The organism is Arthrobacter sp. NPDC055138 (assembly GCF_053607305.1).
The window spans coordinates 172,203-194,473 of sequence record NZ_JBSGTH010000005.1; the positions used below are offsets into that span (position 1 = coordinate 172,203).

Sequence of the window (22,271 nt, forward strand, 5' to 3'; positions counted from 1 at the left end):
TGGGTTTAGCCTGCAGCAGTCCGGGTGTGTCGTTTCACCAGCGAACCCACGGCTTGGCGCACGGCTTCGGCCACCGCGGCGGCGCCCGGGCTGTCCATCACGATGGTGTAGTGGTTCGTCCCGGGCACGTCGCTGGCCTGCAGCGCGGGCAGCCGGCGGGCCCACTGGTCCACATAGCCGGGCGTGTACAGGCCCGCGTCTTCGTTCAGCAGGCCGCGCGGCGCGCGCAGCAGCACGGCCGGCACGGCCAGCGACTCCAGCGCGTCCATCAGGGACGCCCCGCCGTTCAGGTCCGCGGTGTCGCGCGCCATCGCCTGGTAGTTGGTCGACGGCCGCAGCAGCGGCGGTTCGCCGGAGAGGTCGTAGTCCACGTAGTCCTCCACCAGTGCGTTCCAGTGGTCGGCGAAGGCCGGGTGCGCGCGCCAGAAGTCCCGGTAGGCTTCCCGGCTGGGGAAGGTTGCCGCCAGCCGTTCGGCCGCGGGCCCCAGCACGGACTGGATGACTTCCTCGTCGCTGAGACCGGCGGGCACCTGCAGCGGCAGCCCGCCGTCCACCAGCACCAACGACCGCACCAGTTCCGGATGCCGCCGCGCCAGCACCACGGAGGCGAACGCCCCCATGGAATGACCGACGACGACGGTGCTGCCCACCCGGTGTGCCGCCATCACCGCGGCGAGGTCATCGGCGTGGGCCGCCATGCCAAACGGTCCGGGCAGCTGGTTGCTGCGGCCACGGCCGCGCAGGTCCGGGGCGATCAGCCGCACGCCGTCGAGCTCCTGCGCCAGCAGGCCCCAGGTGCGGTGCGACGCGGTCACCCCGTGCACGGCCAGCACGGCGGGCGCCGTCGGATCCTGCGGCCCCCACACGCCGGTGCGCAGGGTGCCGCCGCGGACCGGAACGTCCAGCGTTGAATAGGGCAGGGCTGTCGGCTCAGCGCTCATCGGCTGGACCATCCGCCATCCATCGTGTAGGACGCGCCGGTGACCATGCCGGCGTCGGCGCTGGCCAGCCAGCAGGCCAGCGAGGCCACCTCGTGCGGTTCGGTCAGGCGTTTGACGGCGCTTTCGGTGAGCATCACCTGGGCCACCACTTCCTCCTCCGGCAGTTGGTGCAGCCGGGCCTGGTCCGCAATCTGTTTCTCCACCAGCGGCGTCTTCACGTAGCCGGGATTGATGCAGTTGCTGGTCACGCCGTGCGCGCCGCCCTCCAGTGCCGTGACCTTGGAGAGACCTTCGAGGCCGTGCTTGGCCGAGACGTACGCGGATTTGTAGGCCGACGCCCGCAGCCCGTGCACCGAGGAGATGTTGATGATTCGGCCGAAGCCGCGCTGGTACATGCCCGGCAGCGCCGCGCGGATCAGCAGGAACGGGGACTCCAGCATCAGGCGCAGCATCAGCCTGAAGTCCTCCGGCGCGAATTCCTCGATCGGGTTAATCCGCTGGATGCCGGCGTTGTTGACCAGGATGTCAGTGTCCACCGTCGCCGTTTCCAGTGCCCGGGTGTCGCTGAGGTCCACTTGCCACGGGACGCCGCCGATCTCCTGCGCCACGCGTTCGGCGGCGGCGCCGTCCAGGTCCGCCACGGTGACTTTGGCGCCGCGCTCCGCGAGGGCCCGGGCACAGGCTTCACCGATGCCGCTGGCCCCGCCTGTGACCACGGCGCTGCGGCCTGTCAGAGTCTGTTCAGCCATGGGGGTGTCCTTCCGTCCCGTGCGGTTGTCCGGGCGCCAGGGCCCGCTCGATAAACTGCATCATTTCTTCAAAAACATGATCGGGCACTTCCCGCGGAACGGGCTGCGCACCGGCGTCGTCCTCCCAGAGCACCCAGCGCATGCCGATCAGCTCGCCAATGCCCATCAGCGCCCAGGCCGCTACATCCGGGTCCATCGGCCGGACTTCGCCGGTGGCCTGCGCCGACTTCAGCCCCTCGATGTAGCCGTTGACGATGCGGGTGTAGTGCATCCGCAGTGCGCCCGGCGAGACGAACTCGGCCTGCCGGACAATCCGGTAGAGCGCGGGGTGCTCCGCGGTGAAGCGGAAGAACGCCTTGAACCCGGCGCGCTCGGCTTCCAGCCGGTTGCCGGCCGACTTGGCCGCCTCGGTCATCGCGTGGCGCACCCGCCGATTGAGGTCCTCGACCACTTCGTCGAAGATGGCCTGCTTGCCCTGGAAGTAGAGGTAGAACGTGCCCAGGCCGACGTCGGCCTGCTCGGTGATCTTCACGATCGAGGCGTCATGGTAGCCCACCGAAGCGAACACGGTTTCCGCCGCGGCCAGCAGCTTGGCGCGGGTCCGAGTGCCCCGGGCGGTGCGTGGTGCGGCACTCATGATTCCTGCTCCGATCCCGCAGCTGCTGCGGTCCATGCGGACTGCCCGGGCCGGACGGCGGCCTGCCGCAGCCGTCCCCGGGCCACCTTGTTCAAGGCCGTCCGCGGCAAGGTTGGCACAAAGTCGAAACGCCCGGGGACCTTGAAGGAGGCCAGCTGAGCCTTGCAGTGCTCGGCCAGCTCTTCGGCGTCAGTGATTTGGCCCGGCCGGACCACCACGTAGGCCAGGCCCGTCTCCCCCCAGCGTGGGTCGGGGACCCCGACGACGGCGGCCTCCGCTACCGCGGGATGCGACAGCAGGGTCTGCTCCACCTGCGCCGGCGCCACGTTTTCGCCGCCGGAGATATACAGGTCCTTGATCCGGTCCACGATCCGGTAGAAGCCGTCAGCCGTGCGTTCCACCAGGTCCCCGGTGCGCAGCCAGCCGCCGGCGAGCGCTGCCGCCGTTGCCTCCGGATTGCGGAAGTAGCCGGCGAAGACGCCCGGACCCGAGACCAGCAGCTCGCCGGTGGCTTCGCCGGCGAGGATCTCGCCGGTGGCCGGGTCCGCTACCGCCACGCTGACGTGCGGGTAGGGCTTGCCCGCGTAGCCGATCATGGACGCGGCATCCTCGTTGGGCAGGCAGAGCACATTCGGCGACGCTTCGGTCAGCCCATAGCCCTGGCTCAGTGCCACGCCCCGCTTGTGCCAGATGCGCAGCAGCGGTGCCGGCATGGATGCCCCGCCGACAATGGCGTGCTGCAGCCGGGACAGGTCGGCGGAGGCGAAGTCCGGGTGCTCGGCCAGCATGGCGTATTGGGCGGGAACGCCCATCATAGTGGTGACCTTGCGTTCGGCGATCAGCTGCAGCACCCGGCCGGCATCAAACGTCCGTTCCAGCACCACCGTGGCACCGGTCCACCACGCCAGCAGCGGCTGGATGTTCCAGCCGCCCACGTGGAACTGCGGCAGGGCCGCCAGTACCACGTCGGAGCTGGACAGCTCCATGGTCCGCGAGAGCGAGAGGTTGGTCCAGAAACAGTTGGCGTGCGTGAGGATGGCGGCCTTGCTCTGCCCCTCGGTGCCGGACGTGAAAATCATCAGGAGGGCATCGTCGTCGCGCACTTCCCGCTGCACCGCGGCGTCGAGGACGTTCCCTGCCGCCCGCCGGGTGGGGTGCGGCACCTGCCGCTCCACCCCCGAGGGCCCGAGCGCGGCGGTGCAGGGCGGCAGCGGCAGCATCGCGGCGGCGGCCGCGGCGAGCGCGTCGAATTCGTGCTCCACCAGCAGCAGCGCCGGGTCGGCCAACTGCAGCTGCTCGGCGATCTCCCGCGGCGACAGGCGCCAGGACAGCGGCACCAGGACCAGACCGGCCTTGGCGCAGGCGAAGAACAGCACCACGTGGTCGGCGGAGTTGCCGGTCAGGGTGGCGATCCGGTCCCCCACCCCGTAGCCGGCGGCGAGCAGCCGGCCGGCCAGGGCATCGGCCCGGGCGTCGAGCTCGCGGTAGCGCAGGACTACCCCGCGGTCATCGATCGCCACCCGGTCCGGTGTGGACACGGCGCGGTCCGCTGTCCAGCGGCCCAGGGTATGGAGCCCGTCCTGCTGGTTGTGCTGCTGATTCACTCGGCATTCTCCAGTGCTTGGCGCTGCCGGGCGGCTGCCTGGCGGCGCTGGCCGCGGCTGAGGGTGGCCCTGTGCACCGCTCCGGTGATGCCGCCGGGCAGGAAGAGGACCACCAGAATGAACAGTGTACCGAGGATGAACAGCGGCTCGGAGAGCGGAATCCGCAGGATGTCCGGCAGCCCGGCAATGGCCTCCGACTGGGCCAGCGCGGTGAGCCGCTGGTCCAGCAGCGTGTAGAACACGCCGCCGATGATCGCGCCCCAGCGCGAGCCCACGCCGCCGAGAACCACCATGACCAGCAAGGTGATGGTGAAGTCGGCGGAGAGGCTGCGTGGGACGGCCCCGGACTGCAGCAGCAGGTACACCATGCCCACGGCCGAGGCCAGCACGCCGCCCACCACGAAGACCAGCAGCTTGATCAGGTACGGCTGCAGGCCGATCACCCGCACCCGGAGTTCGTTCTCCCGCACGGCCGCGGCCACATGGCCGGCCCGGCTGTACTGCACCCAGGTCACCACGGCGAAGACCACCAGCAGCACAATCAGCGCCAGCCAGTACAGGTTGCGGGTGTTGGCCACGCCCAGCAGGGCCTCGGGCAGGTTCTCGGTGGCCAGGGTCAGGCCCTCTTCGCCGCCGGTGGCCTGGCCGGGGTTGCGGCCCACCAGCACGTGGCCGGCCTCGGCGAAGGCCAAGGTCACCATGGCGAACGGGATGCCGGTCACGCGCAGCCCCACCGCACCCACCACGTGGGCCAGCACGATCACCAGCAGCAGCGTCAGGCCCATGGCCGGCAACAGCGGGATGTCGAAGGTATCCAGGATGACGCCGAGCCCGTACACGCCGGCACCGAAGTAGAGCGCGTGGCCGAAGGAAAGCAGCCCGGTCACGCCCAGCAGCAGGTGGTAGCTGAGCGCCGCCGCGGCCATCAGCATGCACATGGCGAGCAGCTGCAGCGAACCCGGCGTGTAGGTGGGCCCGGGCAGCACGCCCGGCAGGGACAGGTTCAGCAGCGGCAGCAGGGCCAGCAGCACCACGCCCGCTCCGCCGAGCCCCCACTTGAGCAGGCTGCGGCCGCCGGCGGCAGCAGCGCCGTCGTGCTTGGCTTTCCGCCGCCCCGCGGCTGCGGCGTCCGTCTCGCCCTGGCCTGCGGAACTGCCGGCAACTGCCGGCTGCGCCTCGGACTGCGGGTCGGTCTTGCTGGTGGTCATGATTTCCTCCCGAGCAGGCCGGAGGGCCGGAAGAGCAGGACAAGGGCCAGGGCCACGACGACGACGAAATCCCCGGTGCCATTGAGGTAGAAGTTGGCGAACTGCTGTAGCAGCGCCACCACCACGGACGCGATGGCCGCGCCGGTGAGCGAACCCAAGCCGCCGATCACGGTGACGATGAAGGCGAAGATCAGCAGCGAACCGCCCAGCAGCGGCGAGACGTACTGGAAGTAGTGGCTGGCGAGCACGCCGCCCAGGCCGGCCGCGGCGCCGCCGATGGCGAAGACCAGCGTGAAGGCTTTGCGGACGTCGATGCCCAGCGCGGTCACCATGGAGCGGCTTTCCACGCCGGCGCGGATGATCATGCCGTAGCGGGTGCGCTTGAGGAAGAACACCAGGCCCAGCAGCACGAGCACCGCGGCGATGATCGCCACGAACCGGTCGTTCGAGATCTGCGCCCCGAGGATGCCGGTGGTCTCGCGGAACCATTCCGGTCCGGAGATGTGGATCGTGTCGGTGCCCCAGATCCCGTCGAACAGCGCGACCGATGCCAGTGAGAGGCCGACGGTGACCAGAACCTGTTCGATATGCCGCTCGTAAAGCTTGCGGATCAGCACGAATTCGGTGAACGCGGCGAACAGTGCACCCACCACCGCGCCGACCAGGAGCGAGCCGAGGAAGGTCCACCAGTTGTCGGCGCCGGCGCGGCGGGCGAATTCCCAGCCGGCGAACGCGCCCAGGGTCAGGAAGGAGCCGTGCGCGAAGTTCAGCACGCCCATCAGGCCGTAGATCAGGCTCAGCCCGGAGGCCACCAGGAAGTAGAGCGCGCCCAGCCCCAGGCCGGTGACGGTCAGCAAGACGATGGTACTCACTTCTGCGCTCCGTTCCGGTCGGTCTGGGTGTTGGCGGCGGCGTCTTCGCCGTGCCCCGCGTCGGCGTCTTCGCCGTGCCCCGCGTCGGCGTGGACGCCCAGCAGCCGCTGGGTCAGGTCTTCGTTGTCCAGGAAATCCAGCGCGCTGCTGGTGGTGTGGACCACCCTGCCGCCGGAGAGCACTACCGCTCCCCCGGCCAACTGGCGGACCACCTGCAGGTTCTGCTCCACCAACAGGATCGGCACCGTTTCCGCGGCCCGCTCCAGCGTCTCGGCGACTTCCTGCACGATCTTGGGCGCCAGGCCCTTGGTGGGTTCGTCGATCAGCAGCAGCTTGTTCTCGTTCAGCAGCGCCCGCGCCAGCGAGACCATCTGCTGCTGCCCGCCGGAGAGCGTGCCGGCCATCTGCGAGGCGCGCTTGAGCAGGTCGGGGAAGAGTTCCTCCACCAGTTGGCGGCGCGGGGAGGCGTCCCGTTCGGCCAGCCGCAGGTTCTCCGCCACGGTCAGCTTGGAGAAGACCTCCCGGTCCTCCGGCACGTAGCCGACGCCGCGGCGGATGATCTTGAAGGTGGGTTCCTTATCGATCCGTTCCCCGTCCAGCGTGACGCTGCCGGTCCGCGAGATCAGGCCGATGACGGCCTTGATGGTGCTGGTCTTGCCCACCCCGTTGCGTCCCAGCAGGGCGGTGATGCCGGTGGCCGGGACGGAGAAGCTGACGTCCTCCACCACCTGCTGGCCGGCTATGTGGGCGGTGAGGCCGGAAATTTCCAGCACCGGCCGGGCCTGGGCGCCGGCCTGCGCTGCCGCCGCTTGCACGGTGGTGGCCTGGGCCGAGGAGCCGGTGGCCCCGGCGTGCGCTGCGTCCGCGCCGGGCTGAGGGTGCTGGCTCATACGGGTTCTCCCAAGTAGGCGCTCTGGACGGTGGGATTGGCCATCACCGCGTCCGGGGTGTCAATGGCCAGCAGCTTGCCGTGGTGCATGACCGCCACGCGGTCCACCAGCCCGAGGACCACATCCATGTGGTGCTCCACCATCATTACAGTGCAGCCGCGGTCGCGGTGCATCCGGCGGATGATCGCGCTCAGTCCGGGGACGTCGCCGGAGGCCACCCCGGCCATCGGTTCGTCCAGCAGGATGACGGCGGGATCGCCGGCCAGCAGCATGGCGATCTCCACCTTGCGCTTGTCGCCGTGCGAGAGGTCTCCGGCCGCGGTGTGCAGCTTGTCCTCCAGCCCGACCTCGGCCACGTTCTGCTGCGCGACGGACGTTGCGGAATCCGTCCGCGAGGGGAACCGGAAAACCGAGAGGCTGCCGCCCAGGGCGGCCTGCGCTGCCAGCCGGACGTTTTCCAGCACGCTCAGACGCGGAAACAGGCTTGAGGTCTGGAAGGTCCTGCCCAGCCCGGCCCGTGCCCGGTGATGGATCGACGCCGAGGTGACGTCGGCGCCGTCGAGCTGAACGGACCCTTCGGTCGGCTTGAGCACGCCGGAGATGAGATTGAACAAGGTGGTCTTGCCGGCACCGTTGGGTCCGATCACGCCGACCATTTCGCCGGTGGCCACGGAGAATCCGACATCCTCGAGGATGCGGGCGCCGCCGATCTGCAGGCCGAGGCCCTGCACCAAGAGCGCGGGCTGATCTGGGGAGGTCATCATGTCACTTTCTGTGCGGTCACGGACCGTGGTGGTTGCCGGGACGGTCCGCGGCCAGGACCGCCGCCCACCGAGTGGGTCGGGCGGCGCCCCTGGACCTGCGGTACCGGTAGCCGGAGCGGCGTTGCGCGGCTCCGGCTACTGGGCTTCGGTTACTTGGCTTCCGGCGGAGCTACTTCGTCGGCCGGGATCGCCTTGATCAGCTCGGGCGCCCAGTCGCTGCCCTGTTCCACGAGCTTGGCCTGGTACATGTCCTGCAGCAGCGCGTGGTCGGAGGCGCGGACGGTCGTCTCGCCCTTGGGGCCGTCGAAGGTGTAGCCCTCCAGCGCGGTCACCATGGCGTCGACGTCGGTGCCGCCTTCCTTGACGGCCTGGACGATCATCTGGCCGGCAACAAAGCCGTCCGGGGTGAACAGGTCCGCCTTCTTGCCCTCGGCCTCGACGCTTTCGATCATGGCCTTCTCCACGTCGTTGCCGGCAGCGCCGGGGAAGTAGTGGTTCAGGAAGCTGATCTTGTCCGAGGCGGGGCCGTAGGCACCGAAGGTGGCGGCGTCGCCCAGACCGGTCACGATCGGAGCGGCGTCGAACGCGCCCTGCTGGCTCAGTGCCTGCCACATGGATCCCGACGTGGCGCCGGCCCAGGCAACGAAGACCAGATCCGGCTTCGCGTCGATCAGCTGGCGGGCGAACGGCGTGAACTCGGTGGCGTCTTCGGGCACCAGGACGTCATCGACCTCGGCGCCCTGCTCGCCGAGCACGGCCTTGACGGCGGCGAGGTTGCCTTGGCCGAACGCGTTGTCCTGGCCGAACACCACGACCTTCTTGCCCTTGAGGTCGTCGACGAAGGTTCCCGCGGTGGCCACGTCCTGCAGGCTCTGCCGGCCGGAACGGAAGGTGTAGTCGTTGATGCCCTGCAGCGCGTCGGTGGCGGCCGGGCCGGAAATGTACAGCACCTTGTTCTGCTCGGCCTGCTCGGCGAGCTTGAGCGCGATGCCGGACACCACCGTGCCGGCCAGGATCTTGTAGTCCTTGCCGATCAGGTCCTTGGCAACGTTGACCGCCTTGTCGGGATCGCCGCCGTCGTCATGGTAGGTCAGGTTCAGCTTGGTGCCGTTGACCTCGCCGGTGCCCTCGGTGGCGTAGTCAATGCCTGCCTGCAGGCCCTGGTAGTAGGCCGCGCCGTAAGCGGCGAGCGGACCGGATTCGGAATAGACGATGCCCACGTTGATGCTCTCGGGCGCGCTGCTGGCCTCGCCGGCCGCACCGGCGGTCTCGCCGCCGGTGGTGGGAGCGCATGCGCTCACGGCAAGTCCGGTGGCCAATGCTGCGGCCATCAGGAACTTCTTTGTTGCCTTCACTCCGATGCCTTTCGTTGAAGAATCTGCTGAGGAGAAATCTGGAACTGTCTGAACCTGATGGTCGGGTCACCCAAACCTGAAAGGTGATTCAGATTACAGTAAATCTATGGCCCGCCTCACAGCAGTGTCAACATCAGCGCCCCGGTGCCAGGTCACGATTCGGTTGCAGAGCTCCTCCGGACGACGAAAAGCCCGGCCGCTCCCGAGGGAGCGACCGGGCTTCGTGCAGCCTGAGAAGTTAGTTTTCCGCGTTGCGGCTGTTGGCTCGCCACCGAATGCCGGCGTCGATGAAGTCGTCGATCTCGCCGTCCAGCACCGCACCGGTGTTCCCGACCTCGTGTTCGGTGCGCAGGTCCTTGACCATTTGGTAGGGGTTCAGCACGTAGGAGCGCATCTGGTCGCCCCAGGACGCCTTGACGTCGCCGGCAAGCGCCTTCTTCTCCGCGTCCTGCTGCTCCTTCTTCAAGAGCAGCAGCCGGGACTGCAGCACGCGCAACGCGGCGGCGCGGTTCTGGATCTGCGACTTCTCGTTCTGCATCGAGACCACAATCCCGGTGGGAATGTGGGTCAGCCGGACCGCGGAGTCGGTGGTGTTCACCGACTGACCGCCCGGGCCTGAGGAGCGGAACACGTCCACCTTGATCTCGTTGTCCGGAATGTCGATCGAGTCGGTCTGTTCAATCAGCGGGATAACCTCGACGGCGGCGAACGAGGTCTGCCGGCGGCCCTGGTTGTCGAACGGGCTGATCCGCACCAGTCGGTGGGTGCCTGCCTCCACCGAGAGCGTGCCGAAGGCGAACGGTGCCTTGACTTCGAAGGTGGCCGACTTCAGTCCGGCCTCTTCGGCGTAGGACGTGTCCAGCACCTGCGTCGCGTAGCCATGGCGCTCGGCCCAGCGCAGGTACATGCGCATCAGCATTTCCGCAAAGTCCGCGGCGTCAACGCCGCCGGCGCCGGAGCGGATGGTCACCACGGCCTCGCGTTCGTCGTACTCCCCGGACAGCAAAGTGACGACTTCGAGTTCAGACAGCGCTTTTTTGAGCGAGGTCAGTTCACTCGCGGCCTCGGTCATGGAGTCCTCGTCGCCGGCATCCTGGCCCAGCTCCACCAGGACCTCCAGATCGTCGATCCGTGCGGCGAGCTTCTCCAGCCGTTCCAGTTCGCTCTGGCGGTGCGACAGTTTGGAGGTGATCTTCTGCGCCGCGGCCGGGTCGTCCCACAGATCCGGCACGCCTGCTTGCTCGCTCAGCTCGGCGATATCCTTGCGGATTCTCTCCACATCGGAGACTGCTTCGATGGATTCGTACGTGGCGCGCAAAGCGCGGATTTCAGCGGGAAAGTCGATCTCAGCCATGGTTCTCCAAGCGTACGCCATGGTGGGAACTCCTCTCCCCCGGCCGGTCAGGACTGCGCCCTTGCGGCTCCTGCGGCCCGGTCGGCATGCCTTCCCGGCGTACGTGGTGGGCGGCTCTGGCAGTAAAACCTGCCGGTGCTTTCCGGCTGCCTCTAGCACCGGGGCGGAGCTTGCAATAACCTTTGGGAGTGCGGACGTGCAGGATGTTCACGCACTGCACACGGGGACGAGGGCATCCTGATTTACATTCCACCTTGTGGGGAGGCTGCAATGTCCAGTCAAAGTCACGGCCCGGGTCACGCCCGGCGACAGCGGCACAAGCCCGGAAGCCGGCACGGCGGCCACGCGCCACATCCGAAGAGTTTACGAAGAATTCTGGGTGCCTTCAGCGCGGTGATTCTGGCCGCCGCAACCATCGTTGCCGGATCCGGACCCGCAGCCGCCGCGGACGAAAGCGATTACACCGTCGTTCTCAAGGACAGCGTGACCAACGTCGATTCCACCGCCACGGCGCAGGGGAAGGAATACGGGTTTACGCTCTCAAGCACCTACGAACACGCGCTCAAGGGCTATTCGGGGACCATGACGGACTCGGAGGCGGCCCGGCTCGGTGCCGATCCGACCGTTGATTTCGTTGCGCCCGAGCGGGCCTTCACTTTGGCAGAAGACGCGGACGACGACGTTGTCGACACCGCGAGCGCTGGATCTCTGCCCGCTTGGTGGCTGCGGGTCGGAGGCACCCCTGAAGAGGCAGCCGAGGACGGCCAGGAGATTGCGGTCAACACCGCCGTGATCGATACCGGAATCGATAGCACCCATCCGGACCTGAACGTCCGCGGCGGCGTGGACTGCTCGGCAGGCACTGCTGTGGAGGTCATCCCGGTGGACCATTACGGCCACGGAACGATGGTTGCTGGAGTTCTTGCGGCGAGGAACAACACCTTTGGCGTCATCGGCACCGCGTATGGAGCCCCGCTCTGGTCCGTCCGGGTGATGACGGACGCCGGCACCATCTCAGAGGCTGCACTGCTCTGCGCCGCCGACTGGGTGGTCTCGACCCGCACGGATCAGGACGAACAGAACGACATCCAGGTTGCCAACATCAGCATCGGCGGCCCCGGTCAAGATCAGGGAAATTGCGGCAACGGGTCCGATCCCCTGCACAAAATGATTTGCCAGGGAGTCGCGGAGGGAGTTACCTGGACGGTGGCCGCCGGCAATGCGGGGACGGACTTCGCCACCACCATCCCGGCCACCTATGACGAGGTGCTCACCGCCACGGCCATGGCGGACTACGACGGCCTACCCGGCGGCAAGGAAACGCCGCTCTGTAGCGGAGGGTCCGTGCCCAGCGCCGACGACGAGTTTGCCAACTTCTCCAACTTCGCGGTCCAAGCTGCAGACCAGCAGCACACCATTGCCGCCCCCGGAGTCTGCATCACCTCCACCTACCCGGGAGGCCTGTACAACACCGCCCACGGCACCAGCTTTGCCAGTCCGGTGGTCGCCGGCTCGGTGGTCCGATGCATCTATAGCGGGATGTGCCAAGGCGATGGGTCGTCCGTGATGAAGCAATTCCTCGCGTCCGTCGAGGCCTACAACAACGACAACAGCCAGTACGGGTTCGACGGTGACCCGCTCCGACCGGCTTCCGGCAAATACTACGGTTACCTCACCACCACCGCGCTGTGCGACTAGGCGCCTCAACACGGTGCGATACCGTCTGGCCCTTCCGTTGACCCGAGTGGAGGTCAGCGCCTGAGTTTTGAGCGTGCGTCGCTGGAGACCGTCACCGGAATGCCTGCCGGGATCAGGAAATTGACCACCGGAGGCCGGACCACCGCGCTCAGCTCGACGTGCGCCGTGCGTCGTTCCGGGGAGCCGGTGCCGCCGCCAACCGCCAACTGGTCGAATCTCGCGTAGGCGTCCGTCTCTGACAAGTAGCGCAGGACCGATCCCCGCACGGATCCGCCGTCCAATGAAGGCACGGGAGCACCCGAGCCAGCCTCGACGTCGGCCAAAGCGAACGTATCTGCGGCTGCCAACGCTGCCCCGTCTGCGACGGATAGCAGCTTTTTCCTTTCGACGTAGACGGTGGATGCACCCATCACCACTGTCAGGATCAGCAGGCTCAATAAGACGAAGCCGATGAGCAGAACCAGTACCTGGCCGCCTTCGTCGCTCCTCCCCTGCTGGTTACTGGTCCGCACAAGGCCACGCGCAATTCGGGTGTTCGCGGGTCCCTCGACCATCATCCGAACCGTTCCACGATTTGCGTTGCCGAGGAGCTCACGGTCGCCATGCTCAGCCCAGTGCCACCGAGCAGCGGCAGCGGGACCGAAATCGATACTTCCGCCGTGACCGACGAGCCGGCTTCCAAGCACGCACCGTTGCCGCAGCTGATCTTGACATCCAGTTGATCTGAGCCAATGCCGAAGTCTCCTCCGGCGAAGAGCGCCGCCTGATGCGCTGCCTGACTTCCCGCTGTGGCATCGTCGGACCCGGCGTACACTTTCGCAGCTTGGTCGGCCGCATTCACCACCGCAAAGGAGGCGGCCTGGACCTGGGAGACGGAGATCACGAAATAAACCGTCGGCACCAAGAGCAACGTTCCAAGGAAGACGAACTCAACGACCGCACTCCCCGCTTCCCCTCCCAGACCGTCGTCCAAGCATTCCCGCAGGCGCTGACGCAGGCGCATCATCGAGCGTTGTCGATCGGTCCGGGCTTGGGCACTCACTCGACGACTCCTTCCCGCGGCCGTCCACCCGCTGTGCGGTCAGCGTGGAAACGCCGCATGTCCGTCAACTTCCAAGGCACCGGCCGGGCCGATCAGCCCAAGCGCAGGCAGTGGGGCTCGGACCGTGACCCGCAACGTGGGTACGCCTGACCGGAGGACCTCCTCCACGTGCACGTCTTGCGCATATTCGCCGGTCAGCGCAGCCGAGATCAAGGCCTCTGTCCGCTCCTGCGCGTCGGCCGCCCCACGATCGGCCAAGGTTCCGTACCGGGCACCGGACCCTGCGGCGTCAATCAGTGTGTTGCGGACGTGCAGGATGAGCGTCAACTGCATAATTGAGACAAATATCAGGGTGAGGACTCCGCCGACCAACACGAAGTCCACGTTTGCCGAACCACGATCGGTTGAGCCGCTCCGGTCCTGGCCGGGGCCAGAGCCGGCGGACAGTTCGGACAACGGCCGCAACCGGCGAACCCACGGACGCTGTCCCACGTCAGGGCTGCGTCACGCGACCAATTGCGTCATTGAACAGCCCTTCCAAAGCCGGTTTGGCCAGAGCCAAGATGCCTGCCACGAGGACCGCCGACATTAGCGTGATCATCACCCACCCCGGGACGTCTCCGCGTTCGCCATCCGCGGACCGAACCGACCTTCGCAAGCGATCCAGCCCTCCGCTCCACACCAGCGACATCGTGGCAACGACCCTGAGCGATAGTTCCGTCATATCCTCTTTCCTTCCCGGTTTGCGACTTGGCTCATAAGGCTTCCTTCTGTGCTTCACCATCCGAGATTGATCAGCGCAATCCCCGGATACACGGCAAACAACACCGTCAGCGGTAAGACACCGAAAACCAGCGGCACCATCATGCCGATTTCCTTCTTCCCGGCCGACTCCATCAGATTGCGTTTCGCCATATCGCGCACGTCCTGCGCTTGGGCCCGCAGAACATCCGCAAGCGGGGTCCCCCGTTCAACAGCAACCGTGATTCCATCAACGAAGCGCACCAGCGCCGGCAAACGCGTCCGGTGTGAAAACTCCTGCAACGCCGTCAACACCGGTGTACCCGAGCGGGTCTGTGCAAGAACCACCGCAAATTCCTGCGCCAGTTCGCCGTGAGCGCTGCGACAGATTCTCTCCAGTGCACCGGTCGCGCTTTCCCCTGCACTGACTGCCAGTGCCATCAACTCCGCCAAGCTCGGGAATTCCGCCAGCATCTTTGCCTCGCGGCGCTGTATCTGGGCTGTCAAGAGGTAGTCCCGGAGCATGAACCCGCCAGTGGCCAGCCCAATGGTCAGGATCACTGCAAGGACCGGATCCAGCGAGCCTCCTGCCGCCGTCGTAATCATCCACGCGATGCCGATGAGGAACCCTGCCACCGCCCACAGCAATTGCTCGGCGCGAAAATCGACCGTGCTTTGCTTGCGTCCGGCCTGCAGCAAACGCTTCGACAACAAGGTCGAACCGAAGTTGAATGTCCCCAGCCAAGCGACCGAATCACGAAGCACCGGCCGGAAAATCCGTTCCAAGGGGCCGAACGGCGTGAGATTTCCCGGGCCGCTGTCCAGCAACCGCGATTTCATCTCGATCGCCTTCAGTTGCGGCGCGATCCGATCGGAAAATCTCGTTGGCCGGAAGAACGGCAACCGCGTGGCCGTCAGCCACAGACCCACTCCCAGGGCAATGCCGATCAGCACAGTCACTGCCCCCAAGTGGTTCATCGGAGTACCCGCTCCTCTTCGGGGAGCGATCCGATGCGCAGCATGAGGCGATAGCACACCAGCGACACGACTAGTCCGCCCAGCAGGACGGCGGCCCCAGGCGCGGTGTTGTAGGCCGCTACCGCTTCGGGCCTCGTGGCCAGCAGCATCAAGATGATCCAGGGCGCAGCGACGGCCAGCCGGGCGGCGTTGACCGTCCACGACTGGCGTGCCTCGAGTTCGCTGCGGGTCCGTGCGCTGTCGCGAAGAAAGTCCGCCAAGGTTCCGAGCAACCTGCCCAAGTCGGTGCCACCAACCTCACGCGTCATACGTAGCGCCTCAACGATCCGATCAGCCACGGGATCCGAAAGCCGGGCTTTGAGCCGTTCCAATGCGTCGTCGAAATGCCCTCCTGCGCGATAGTCTGTGGCGAACGCGCTGAAGGCCGGCCGCAACTCCACCGGTCCACGTGTTCCCAGCTGGACCAGTGCCTCGGGCAGGGACAGCCCGGCCCGGATCGCCGACCGAAGATGGTCGACGACGTCCGGCCAGATTTCGCGTAGGGCGGCAGTACGGCGGCGCGCCCTCCAGCGAACAAGGACGAGCGGGAGCCAGCCTCCGAACAAGCCGAAACACGCGGCGATCGGGCCCGACCCGGTCAGGGCAAAAACGATGAGGAAAGTAGCCGCTGCCATGCCCACGCAGCTGGCCAGGAGCGCCTTCGAAGACACCTTTTCAATACCGGCCTGATTGATCACGAGCTGGAGCCGGCTAAGCCGCTTCTGCCGGGTGGGGCTGACCGGCGGTTTTTCCCAACATGACCACCAGATCATGAACAAGCCGACGCCGCCAACGAGTCCCGCCGCCGCCGTCATGACACAGGCTCCAGCAGTTGCATCACTTCGTACCCAGCGCGCACAAATTTTTCTTCCGCCGGGCTCGCGGAGGGACTGACCTCCAGCTGGCCATTCTGCCGGTTGAAAACTGTGGACGTCTCGATAATGCCGTTTTCCACTCGACGGCCCAGCGAGACAATCTCCACCACCTGTCTCCTTCCGTCAGGCCGGCGGGAACAATGGACCACCAGGTCGATGCACGAGGCCACCGTTGGAACCACGAAGGCTGACGAGATGTTCTGGCCCGCCAGCAGTGGCAGCGTACAAATCTTGGTAATTGCGTCGTGAGCGCTATTTGCATGGACGGTGCACATGCCAGGCAACCCGCTGTTAAGTGCCACGAGCATGTCCAGGCTTTCTGCTTCCCTGACCTCTCCCACTATCAACCGGTCGGGCCTCATCCGCAGGGCCTCTTTGACCAAGCGCCGCAGCGGTATGGCTCCTTCGCCTTCGAGGTTGGGCTGCCGGCATTGGAGTCCTACAACGTCGCGGAGAGGCAGTTGCAATTCGAATATTTCCTCGACCGTGACCACGCGCTCCCGGCTGCCAATCGCGGCCGCCAAGCAATTGAGCAACGTTGTCTTCCCGGCCTGGGTAGCTCCAGAGACAAGGATGTTCAGTCCGCTGCTGACTGCCGCCCCGAGGAACCTGGATGCCTCCGGCGTCAGCGATCCCAGTTCAACCAAGTGCTCCAACCGGGAAGCGCGGGCGATGAACTTCCTGATGTTGACGGACCAGTGCTGCCGGGTGATGTCCGGAATGACCACATGCAGGCGTGACCCATCCGGCAGGGCAGCATCGACAAAGGGCGAGGACAAGTCCAAACGGCGGCCGGAGGACTTGAGCATCCGCTCGACGAGGTCGCGCACCTGTTGTTCCGTGAGTGTCACCGATGTCAGCTCAGACTCTCCGCTTCTGGCTACGTATACTTCCGACGGCGAGTTGATCCAGATCTCTTCAATCGAGGGATCGTCCAGCAGCGGCTGCAATGGCCCGAATCCCGCCACGGCATCAAAAATGTATTTGCGGGCTTGGTCCAGTTGCCCCAAGGGCGGCAGGGATCCCAGCAAAGACCGCTCGTCATAGTCGGTCACTGCTGCCTCAACAAGGCGTCGGACTTCCGGGCCTTGGCGGGCAGGGTCCAATCCGCGTTGGCGGATCAGCTCGCGGACCTCACCCTCGACGATCCGGACGGCATCCATCCTTCCCCCTTTTCAACCCCCAGGCGCAACCGTCCCGCGGAGTTTGAGACCGGCGGGCAGCTGCTTGCACTGAACCCTAGGCGACCATTCTTCTGGCGGGCTAGCCCCAACTGGCGGATTGTGGAAAACCGGTCCCAACTTTCAACTGCCACTGGTCAGAAGCTGTCGCGGGTGATAAAGGCGCGATGCAATAGGCTGAGGGGCAGTATGAAAAGCATCTTCGACGTCCTCGTGCCGCTGTTGCGTACCTTGCCGGCCGGCAGCCGGCGCTTCCTGACTGGCTACGGCGCGGCGTCCGCGGCGCTCGCCCTGCTGGACGTTGTGGCGCTGGGTTTAATTGCCGCGCTGCTGCCGGCACTGGTCGGGAGCTCCGAAGCCGAGCTTCCGGTCGTGGGCAACGTCACCGAAAACGGGATGGCGCTGCCGATCCTGACCTTCATCTGCCTCCTGATTGTGCTCAAGGGGATCTTGGCGGTGCTGCTGCTGCGGTTCGCCACCAAGCGCTTCGCCCGGCACGAGGTAGCCATCGGCGACCGCCTGTTTGCCGCGTATCTGGCCTCGCCGTGGGAGAAGCGGCTGGGCCGCAACTCCGCCGAGATCGTCCGGTCCGTGGATGTGGGCGTCGGAATCACGGTCTCCGGGGTGCTGATGCCGGCGATGAGTCTGTTCGGCGAGTTGGGCACATTGGCGGCGGTCGTCGTCGTGCTTTTTGTGGCGCAGCCGCTGATAGCGGTGGTGACCATGATCTATCTGGGCCTGGTGGCGCTGCTGCTGGCGAAGGTGATTTCTCCCCGCGCCGTAGCGATTGGCCGGGAGAACCGCGAATGGTCCAACCGGACGGCCAAGACCCTGTACGAGGCGCTGGGAGCGCTCAAGGAAATCACGCTGGCCGGCCGCGGACCCGAGGTGCAGGAACAGGTGCACGGCACCCGGACCAAGTCCTCGAAAGCGCGCGCAGGCGCCATCCAGATCTCTCAGATCCCGCGCTACGTGCTGGAGACCGCCCTGGTCCTCGGTTTCGCGCTGCTCGGCGGCGTGGGCTACCTCACCGGCGGACCGGCCGGAGCGGTCAGCGCCGTCGGCCTGTTCGCTGTCGCGGGTTTCCGCTTGATCCCGTCGCTGACGCGCATGCAGGCGGTGCAGTCCTCGGTGAACACCAGCGCTTCCTTTGCCCGGCAGATCGTCGAAGACATCCACGAGGGCGAAGCCGAAATGCACCGGCAGCGGGATGAACGTCCGCAGCACGAACTGCCGGACAACGCCGCGGACATTGAGCTCCGGGACGTCGCCTTCAGCTATCCCGCTGCGGCGGCTCCTGCCCTCCACAACGTGAACATCAGGATTCCGGCCGGCAGCCACGTGGCCTTCGTCGGTGCGTCCGGCGCTGGCAAATCGACCATGGTGGACCTGCTGCTGGGGCTGCTGGAGCCCAGCCACGGACACGTTATGGTCGGTGGCGAACCGATGGAGTTCGTGCTGGACTCCTGGCGCCGGCGCATCGGCTACGTGCCGCAGGAAGTCTCGCTCTTCGACGCGTCGATCGCTCAGAACGTCGCCCTGGCGTGGGACACGGCCCGGGTGGACCCGGAACGCGTGACCATCGCCCTGCGCCGTGCGCAGCTGCTGGACACCGTGATGCAGCGCGACGGCGGGCTGGACGCCTTGGTGGGTGAGCGCGGCATGGCCCTCTCCGGCGGACAGCGTCAGCGCCTCGGCATTGCCCGCGCGCTCTATGACAATCCCCGGGTGCTGGTCATGGACGAGGCCACCTCCGCCCTCGACACCGCCACCGAGGCGGCAGTAACGACGGCGATCCGGCAGCTGCACGGCGACGTCACCGTCATCACCGTGGCGCACCGCCTGGCCACCATCCGGGACGCGGACATTGTGTTCTTTATGCGCGGCGGCACGGTGGCGGCCGCCGGTACCTTCGACGAGGTGGTGGCCAGCGTCCCCGACTTCGCCGAACAGGCTGCGCTGGCGGGACTGGGAAAGACCGAGAAGCCGGTGGACGAACGCCGGTAAGGACGGCGGCGGCTGCGCCCAGGTACCGGACCTGGGCGCAGCCACCACTGTTTGTCTGGACAGCCGTCCTACGCGGGGACCATCCCGTGCGGATCGATCACGTACTTCTTGGCCGCGCCCTGGTCGAATTCCCGATAGCCCTTCGGCGCGTCGTCCAGACTGATGCTGGTGGCGTTCACGGCCTTGGAAATGTCGGCCTTGCCGCTGAGGATCAGGTTCATCAGCTTGCGGTTGTACCGCTTCACCGGGCACTGCCCGGTGGTGAACGAGAGCGACTTCGCCCAGCCGGTGCCCAGTTGCACGCCGATCTGGCCGACCTTGGCGTTCTCATCGACGGCGCCCGGGTCTCCAGTGACGTACAGGCCGGGGATGCCCAGGGCACCGCCCACCTGGGTCACACTCATGATGTCGTTCAGCACCGTGGCCGGCGCCTCCCCGGCATTGGCTCCGTGCCCGCGGGCTTCGAAACCTACCGCGTCCACGGCGGCATCGACCAGCGGGACGCCGAGGATCTGCTCGATCTTGTCTGTCAGCGAGCCTTCCTTGCTCAGGTCGATGGTCTCGCAACCGAAGCTAGCGGCTTGCTTCAACCGGTCGGCATTCATGTCGCCGACGATGACCGCCGCGGCGCCCAGCACCTGCGCGGAGAAGGCCGCGGCCAGTCCCACCGGACCTGCCCCGGCGACATAGACCGTGGATCCCGTCGTGACGCCGGCGGTGTACGCACCGTGATAACCGGTGGGGAAGATGTCGGAGAGCATGGTCAGGTCCAGGATCTTCTCCAGCGCCTGGTCCCGGTCCGGGAACTTGAGCAGGTTGAAGTCCGCGTAAGGGACCATCACATACTCGGCCTGGCCGCCGATCCAGCCGCCCATGTCCACATAGCCATAGGCTGCGCCGGGCCGGGCGGGGTTCACGTTGAGACAGACGCCGGTCTTGCCTTCGTTGCACATCCTGCAGCGGCCGCAGGCGATGTTGAAGGGCACCGAGCAGATATCGCCCTCCTTCACGAAGAGCACATCATCGCCGGTCTCGACCACCTCCCCGGTGATCTCATGGCCCAGCGACTGGCCGACCGGCGCGGTGGTGCGCCCGCGCACCATGTGCTGGTCGCTGCCGCAGATATTGGTCGCCACCAGCTTGAGGATCGCGGCGTGCGGTGCCTTCTGCTGGATTCCCATTTTGCTGGCAACTTCGGACGGCAGTTCCAGCTTGGGGTAGTCGATCGTTTCAACCGCAACTTCCCCTGGGCCCTTGTAGACGACTACACGATTTCCCGTCATGGTTTTTCCCTTTCGTATTTATCCCTCAACCGCGCTCAAGCCGACGGGCCCGCGCAGCCGCGTTATTTCTCTGCGTGTTTTCTATCCCTTGTCGGAATCGGGTTTCTTGTCCTTCTCCGCCGACACTGACAAGTCGTCGGCGCGTGGCTCGCCTTCCGGGACTTCGCGCGGGCGGACCACCAGGTCGTAGACAACGGCGGCGGCAACGCTGCCGATGAAGGGACCGAGGATGTACAGCGGGTACTGGTACCACTCGACCGCGCCGCCGAAGATGGACTGCACCACGTTGGGGCCGAAGGTCCGGGCCGGGTTGAGCGACCCGCCGGTCAGCGGAGCCAGCACAAAAATGGCGCCGGCGACAGCGAGCCCGATGATCAGGCCCGCCCAGCCCTTCGGTGCCCGCTTGTCCACCGCAACGGCCATGATCGAGAGCATGAGCAGGAAGGTTCCCACCGCCTCCGCAACGATGCCTTGGCCGTACGAGACGTCCGGCCCCAGCGCGGTCGCGCCTCCGCCAAAGTCCACCGCTCGCGCCCCGAACGACGCAACCAGCAGCAGGCTCCCGATAGTGGCTCCCACCAGCTGGGCAACGATGTAGGGAACCACTTCTACCCAGGAAAAGCGCCTGGTCACCGCCAGTGCGAAGGTCACGGCCGGGTTGATGTGGGCACCGGAAACCGCCAGGAATGCATAGATGGCCACCGCAATGGCAATGGCGAATGCCAGGGAGATAAACCCAATGCCCGGATAGGTGATCTCCCCGGAGCCGACCGTGAACGCCGCGATCACCGATCCGACTCCGAAAGTCACCAGTATTGCCGTGCCGATCACTTCGGCTGCAAGCCGCCGCATTAAGGTGGGGGTCATGTTGCACCATTTCATGTAGATACGAGGAAATGTCACGAAAATGGAACGAGCTGGAAGTTCAGCGAGTCTAGGCGGGACCTCGGAAGGGCGTCAATAGGGGCGGTGGATGGCATCCTTTAACCAGAGCCATCACGATTGCGGCTGCTTCAGCCCAGCTGCAGCGGCCAGGCGGACTATCCTGCAGCGGCCTGCGGAGCGGCCCGGCAGATTATCCCGCGGCGGCGTAGATTCCGGCCAGCCGGCCCACCAAACGGACCGGATTGTGGTGTTCTTGGAGCCAGCTTCGGGCGTCCAAGGCGGCGGTCGTGCCGGCCGGGTCAGCCAGGGCGGAGGCGGCCGCATCGGCCAGCGTCTCGGCAGAGTCCCCCTGCAGCACCGGGGGCGACTGGTAGTACCCCTCGCCCAACGGCATGACGACGGGAACGCCGATGCCGATGGCCTGCAGTTCGCTCATGGCCAGGATGCCGGCGCTCTGGCCGATCACCACGTGCGCTGACGCCAGCCAGCGCAGGTATTCCGGCTTGGCCATCTTCGGCGCAAGGATTACGCCGAGCTCCGCAGCCTGCGGTGCCCCGTCGCCCCAGTCCAGCCCCTGCAGTTCCACGCCCGGCCCGACGGCGGCCCGCAGCGCCCGCACCAACTCCAGCTGCTGCCGGCCGCCCTTCGAGGAATGCCAGCGGGAGGCGAAAACGATGCGCGGGCGGGCGGCGGGACGCCACTCGGGCAATTCCTCCAGGTCCACCGGGTTCGGCAGGTAGGCCGCGTCCGCCCGGGCGGCTTCGGCGTGTTCGCGCAGGTCCGGGGTGGAGTACAGGACCTTCACCGCATGGTCGGCTCCCCACTGCAGCGCGGGCTGGCGGGCGGGTTCGTAGTACTGAGTGCGGATATCCGTGCCGTGGAAATGCAAAAGGAACGGCTTGACCGGGCGGGACCGCACCACGCCGATCCGCGAGCCGGAATGCACGTGCAGCAGGTCCGAGCGCAGGATGGCGGCGGCCCGCCGGGCCTGCCAGGCAGCACCCGCGGCGAGCTTCCCGGCTCGGGCGGCCACGGATCCTGGCGTGCCCTCGGGCGGCAGCACGTTGAAGTGCCGCCACGGCTTCCCCTCGCGCCGGCCGTACTTGACCAAGGTGGCACCGACGTCGGCCGCGTCATAGATGTGCAGGACGCGCGGTTCGGCGGCCAC

22 protein-coding genes are annotated in these 22,271 nt (G+C 66.6%); 2 read left to right on the plus strand and 20 right to left on the minus strand.

What is annotated here, in order from left to right:
• Positions 1-5: 5 nt before the first annotated feature.
• The 10 genes from ACWF5H_RS13900 to prfB form a co-directional block, all read right to left on the minus strand.
• Positions 6-941, minus strand: coding sequence for an alpha/beta fold hydrolase (locus tag ACWF5H_RS13900; RefSeq protein ID WP_452037539.1), 936 nt, complete (start codon positions 939-941; stop codon positions 6-8).
• Positions 938-1,690, minus strand: a complete 753-nt coding sequence (locus tag ACWF5H_RS13905) for a 3-hydroxybutyrate dehydrogenase (protein WP_136784621.1) — start codon at positions 1,688-1,690, stop codon at positions 938-940. Before ACWF5H_RS13905 ends, ACWF5H_RS13900 begins: the two co-directional genes overlap by 4 nt.
• Complete coding sequence (locus ACWF5H_RS13910; protein ID WP_452037540.1) at positions 1,683-2,327, minus strand: TetR/AcrR family transcriptional regulator; 645 nt, start codon at positions 2,325-2,327, stop codon at positions 1,683-1,685. The genes ACWF5H_RS13905 and ACWF5H_RS13910 overlap by 8 nt, the downstream gene beginning before the upstream one ends.
• A complete protein-coding gene (locus tag ACWF5H_RS13915) occupies positions 2,324-3,931 on the minus strand; it encodes a class I adenylate-forming enzyme family protein (protein ID WP_452037542.1) in 1,608 nt (535 codons plus the stop codon). The genes ACWF5H_RS13910 and ACWF5H_RS13915 overlap by 4 nt, the downstream gene beginning before the upstream one ends.
• The gene (locus ACWF5H_RS13920) at positions 3,928-5,139 is read right to left on the minus strand and encodes a branched-chain amino acid ABC transporter permease (RefSeq protein WP_452037543.1); all 1,212 of its coding nucleotides are present in this window, start codon (positions 5,137-5,139) and stop codon (positions 3,928-3,930) included. The genes ACWF5H_RS13915 and ACWF5H_RS13920 overlap by 4 nt, the downstream gene beginning before the upstream one ends.
• Complete coding sequence (locus ACWF5H_RS13925; protein ID WP_127511396.1) at positions 5,136-6,011, minus strand: branched-chain amino acid ABC transporter permease; 876 nt, start codon at positions 6,009-6,011, stop codon at positions 5,136-5,138. The genes ACWF5H_RS13920 and ACWF5H_RS13925 overlap by 4 nt, the downstream gene beginning before the upstream one ends.
• The gene (locus tag ACWF5H_RS13930; RefSeq protein ID WP_452037544.1) at positions 6,008-6,901 is read right to left on the minus strand and encodes an ABC transporter ATP-binding protein; all 894 of its coding nucleotides are present in this window, start codon (positions 6,899-6,901) and stop codon (positions 6,008-6,010) included. Before ACWF5H_RS13930 ends, ACWF5H_RS13925 begins: the two co-directional genes overlap by 4 nt.
• Positions 6,898-7,662, minus strand: a complete 765-nt coding sequence (locus tag ACWF5H_RS13935; protein ID WP_241914959.1) for an ABC transporter ATP-binding protein — start codon at positions 7,660-7,662, stop codon at positions 6,898-6,900. The genes ACWF5H_RS13930 and ACWF5H_RS13935 overlap by 4 nt, the downstream gene beginning before the upstream one ends.
• A gap of 152 nt (positions 7,663-7,814) precedes the next feature.
• A complete protein-coding gene (locus ACWF5H_RS13940; RefSeq protein ID WP_452037545.1) occupies positions 7,815-8,996 on the minus strand; it encodes a substrate-binding domain-containing protein in 1,182 nt (393 codons plus the stop codon).
• A gap of 262 nt (positions 8,997-9,258) precedes the next feature.
• Positions 9,259-10,374, minus strand: coding sequence for a peptide chain release factor 2 (gene prfB, locus ACWF5H_RS13945; protein ID WP_364648446.1), 1,116 nt, complete (start codon positions 10,372-10,374; stop codon positions 9,259-9,261).
• 393 nt (positions 10,375-10,767) lie between these two features.
• Between prfB and ACWF5H_RS13950 the strand changes: the two genes are divergently transcribed.
• Positions 10,768-12,072, plus strand: a complete 1,305-nt coding sequence (locus ACWF5H_RS13950; RefSeq protein ID WP_452037547.1) for a S8 family serine peptidase — start codon at positions 10,768-10,770, stop codon at positions 12,070-12,072.
• 53 nt (positions 12,073-12,125) lie between these two features.
• Here ACWF5H_RS13950 and ACWF5H_RS13955 read toward each other — a convergent pair whose 3' ends face one another.
• From ACWF5H_RS13955 to ACWF5H_RS13985, 7 genes are all read right to left on the minus strand, one after another.
• On the minus strand, positions 12,126-12,584 hold the full coding sequence (locus tag ACWF5H_RS13955; protein WP_452037549.1) for a pilus assembly protein TadG-related protein: 459 nt from the start codon (positions 12,582-12,584) through the stop codon (positions 12,126-12,128).
• A gap of 41 nt (positions 12,585-12,625) precedes the next feature.
• Positions 12,626-13,114, minus strand: coding sequence for a hypothetical protein (locus tag ACWF5H_RS13960; RefSeq protein ID WP_452037550.1), 489 nt, complete (start codon positions 13,112-13,114; stop codon positions 12,626-12,628).
• 39 nt (positions 13,115-13,153) lie between these two features.
• On the minus strand, positions 13,154-13,570 hold the full coding sequence (locus ACWF5H_RS13965; protein ID WP_452037773.1) for a TadE family protein: 417 nt from the start codon (positions 13,568-13,570) through the stop codon (positions 13,154-13,156).
• A 37-nt stretch (positions 13,571-13,607) separates the two neighbouring features.
• Complete coding sequence (locus ACWF5H_RS13970; RefSeq protein ID WP_452037774.1) at positions 13,608-13,805, minus strand: hypothetical protein; 198 nt, start codon at positions 13,803-13,805, stop codon at positions 13,608-13,610.
• Positions 13,806-13,891: 86 nt separating this feature from the next.
• Positions 13,892-14,833, minus strand: coding sequence for a type II secretion system F family protein (locus tag ACWF5H_RS13975; protein ID WP_452037551.1), 942 nt, complete (start codon positions 14,831-14,833; stop codon positions 13,892-13,894).
• Complete coding sequence (locus tag ACWF5H_RS13980; protein WP_452037552.1) at positions 14,830-15,687, minus strand: type II secretion system F family protein; 858 nt, start codon at positions 15,685-15,687, stop codon at positions 14,830-14,832. Before ACWF5H_RS13980 ends, ACWF5H_RS13975 begins: the two co-directional genes overlap by 4 nt.
• Complete coding sequence (locus tag ACWF5H_RS13985) at positions 15,684-16,910, minus strand: CpaF family protein (protein ID WP_452037553.1); 1,227 nt, start codon at positions 16,908-16,910, stop codon at positions 15,684-15,686. The genes ACWF5H_RS13980 and ACWF5H_RS13985 overlap by 4 nt, the downstream gene beginning before the upstream one ends.
• 207 nt (positions 16,911-17,117) lie before the next feature.
• Between ACWF5H_RS13985 and ACWF5H_RS13990 the strand changes: the two genes are divergently transcribed.
• On the plus strand, positions 17,118-18,935 hold the full coding sequence (locus ACWF5H_RS13990; protein ID WP_452037554.1) for an ABC transporter ATP-binding protein: 1,818 nt from the start codon (positions 17,118-17,120) through the stop codon (positions 18,933-18,935).
• 68 nt (positions 18,936-19,003) lie between these two features.
• Here the strand turns inward: ACWF5H_RS13990 and fdhA are convergent, their stop codons facing one another.
• The 3 genes from fdhA to ACWF5H_RS14005 all read right to left on the minus strand — a co-directional run bounded on the left by fdhA (position 19,004) and on the right by ACWF5H_RS14005 (position 22,271).
• Positions 19,004-20,218: a formaldehyde dehydrogenase, glutathione-independent gene (gene fdhA, locus ACWF5H_RS13995; RefSeq protein ID WP_452037555.1), complete on the minus strand. Its 1,215-nt coding sequence runs from the start codon at positions 20,216-20,218 to the stop codon at positions 19,004-19,006.
• An 81-nt stretch (positions 20,219-20,299) separates the two neighbouring features.
• Positions 20,300-21,085, minus strand: a complete 786-nt coding sequence (locus ACWF5H_RS14000) for an MIP/aquaporin family protein (RefSeq protein WP_452037557.1) — start codon at positions 21,083-21,085, stop codon at positions 20,300-20,302.
• 208 nt (positions 21,086-21,293) lie between these two features.
• On the minus strand, positions 21,294-22,271 hold the full coding sequence (locus ACWF5H_RS14005; RefSeq protein WP_452037558.1) for a glycosyltransferase: 978 nt from the start codon (positions 22,269-22,271) through the stop codon (positions 21,294-21,296).

What these genes read in the sequence shown, in the direction of transcription:
- ACWF5H_RS13900 (WP_452037539.1), bottom strand. Translation starts at nt 941, where the DNA reads ATGAGCGCTGAGCCGACAGCCCTGCCCTATTCAACGCTGGACGTTCCG.
- ACWF5H_RS13905 (WP_136784621.1), bottom strand. Translation starts at nt 1,690, where the DNA reads ATGGCTGAACAGACTCTGACAGGCCGCAGCGCCGTGGTCACAGGCGGG.
- ACWF5H_RS13910 (WP_452037540.1), bottom strand. Translation starts at nt 2,327, where the DNA reads ATGAGTGCCGCACCACGCACCGCCCGGGGCACTCGGACCCGCGCCAAG.
- ACWF5H_RS13920 (WP_452037543.1), bottom strand. Translation starts at nt 5,139, where the DNA reads ATGACCACCAGCAAGACCGACCCGCAGTCCGAGGCGCAGCCGGCAGTT.
- ACWF5H_RS13930 (WP_452037544.1), bottom strand. Translation starts at nt 6,901, where the DNA reads ATGAGCCAGCACCCTCAGCCCGGCGCGGACGCAGCGCACGCCGGGGCC.
- ACWF5H_RS13935 (WP_241914959.1), bottom strand. Translation starts at nt 7,662, where the DNA reads ATGACCTCCCCAGATCAGCCCGCGCTCTTGGTGCAGGGCCTCGGCCTG.
- ACWF5H_RS13940 (WP_452037545.1), bottom strand. Translation starts at nt 8,996, where the DNA reads ATGGCCGCAGCATTGGCCACCGGACTTGCCGTGAGCGCATGCGCTCCC.
- prfB (WP_364648446.1), bottom strand. Translation starts at nt 10,374, where the DNA reads ATGGCTGAGATCGACTTTCCCGCTGAAATCCGCGCTTTGCGCGCCACG.
- ACWF5H_RS13970 (WP_452037774.1), bottom strand. Translation starts at nt 13,805, where the DNA reads ATGTCGCTGGTGTGGAGCGGAGGGCTGGATCGCTTGCGAAGGTCGGTT.
- ACWF5H_RS13975 (WP_452037551.1), bottom strand. Translation starts at nt 14,833, where the DNA reads ATGAACCACTTGGGGGCAGTGACTGTGCTGATCGGCATTGCCCTGGGA.
- ACWF5H_RS13980 (WP_452037552.1), bottom strand. Translation starts at nt 15,687, where the DNA reads ATGACGGCGGCGGCGGGACTCGTTGGCGGCGTCGGCTTGTTCATGATC.
- ACWF5H_RS13985 (WP_452037553.1), bottom strand. Translation starts at nt 16,910, where the DNA reads ATGGATGCCGTCCGGATCGTCGAGGGTGAGGTCCGCGAGCTGATCCGC.
- ACWF5H_RS13990 (WP_452037554.1), top strand. Translation starts at nt 17,118, where the DNA reads ATGAAAAGCATCTTCGACGTCCTCGTGCCGCTGTTGCGTACCTTGCCG.
- fdhA (WP_452037555.1), bottom strand. Translation starts at nt 20,218, where the DNA reads ATGACGGGAAATCGTGTAGTCGTCTACAAGGGCCCAGGGGAAGTTGCG.
- ACWF5H_RS14000 (WP_452037557.1), bottom strand. Translation starts at nt 21,085, where the DNA reads ATGACCCCCACCTTAATGCGGCGGCTTGCAGCCGAAGTGATCGGCACG.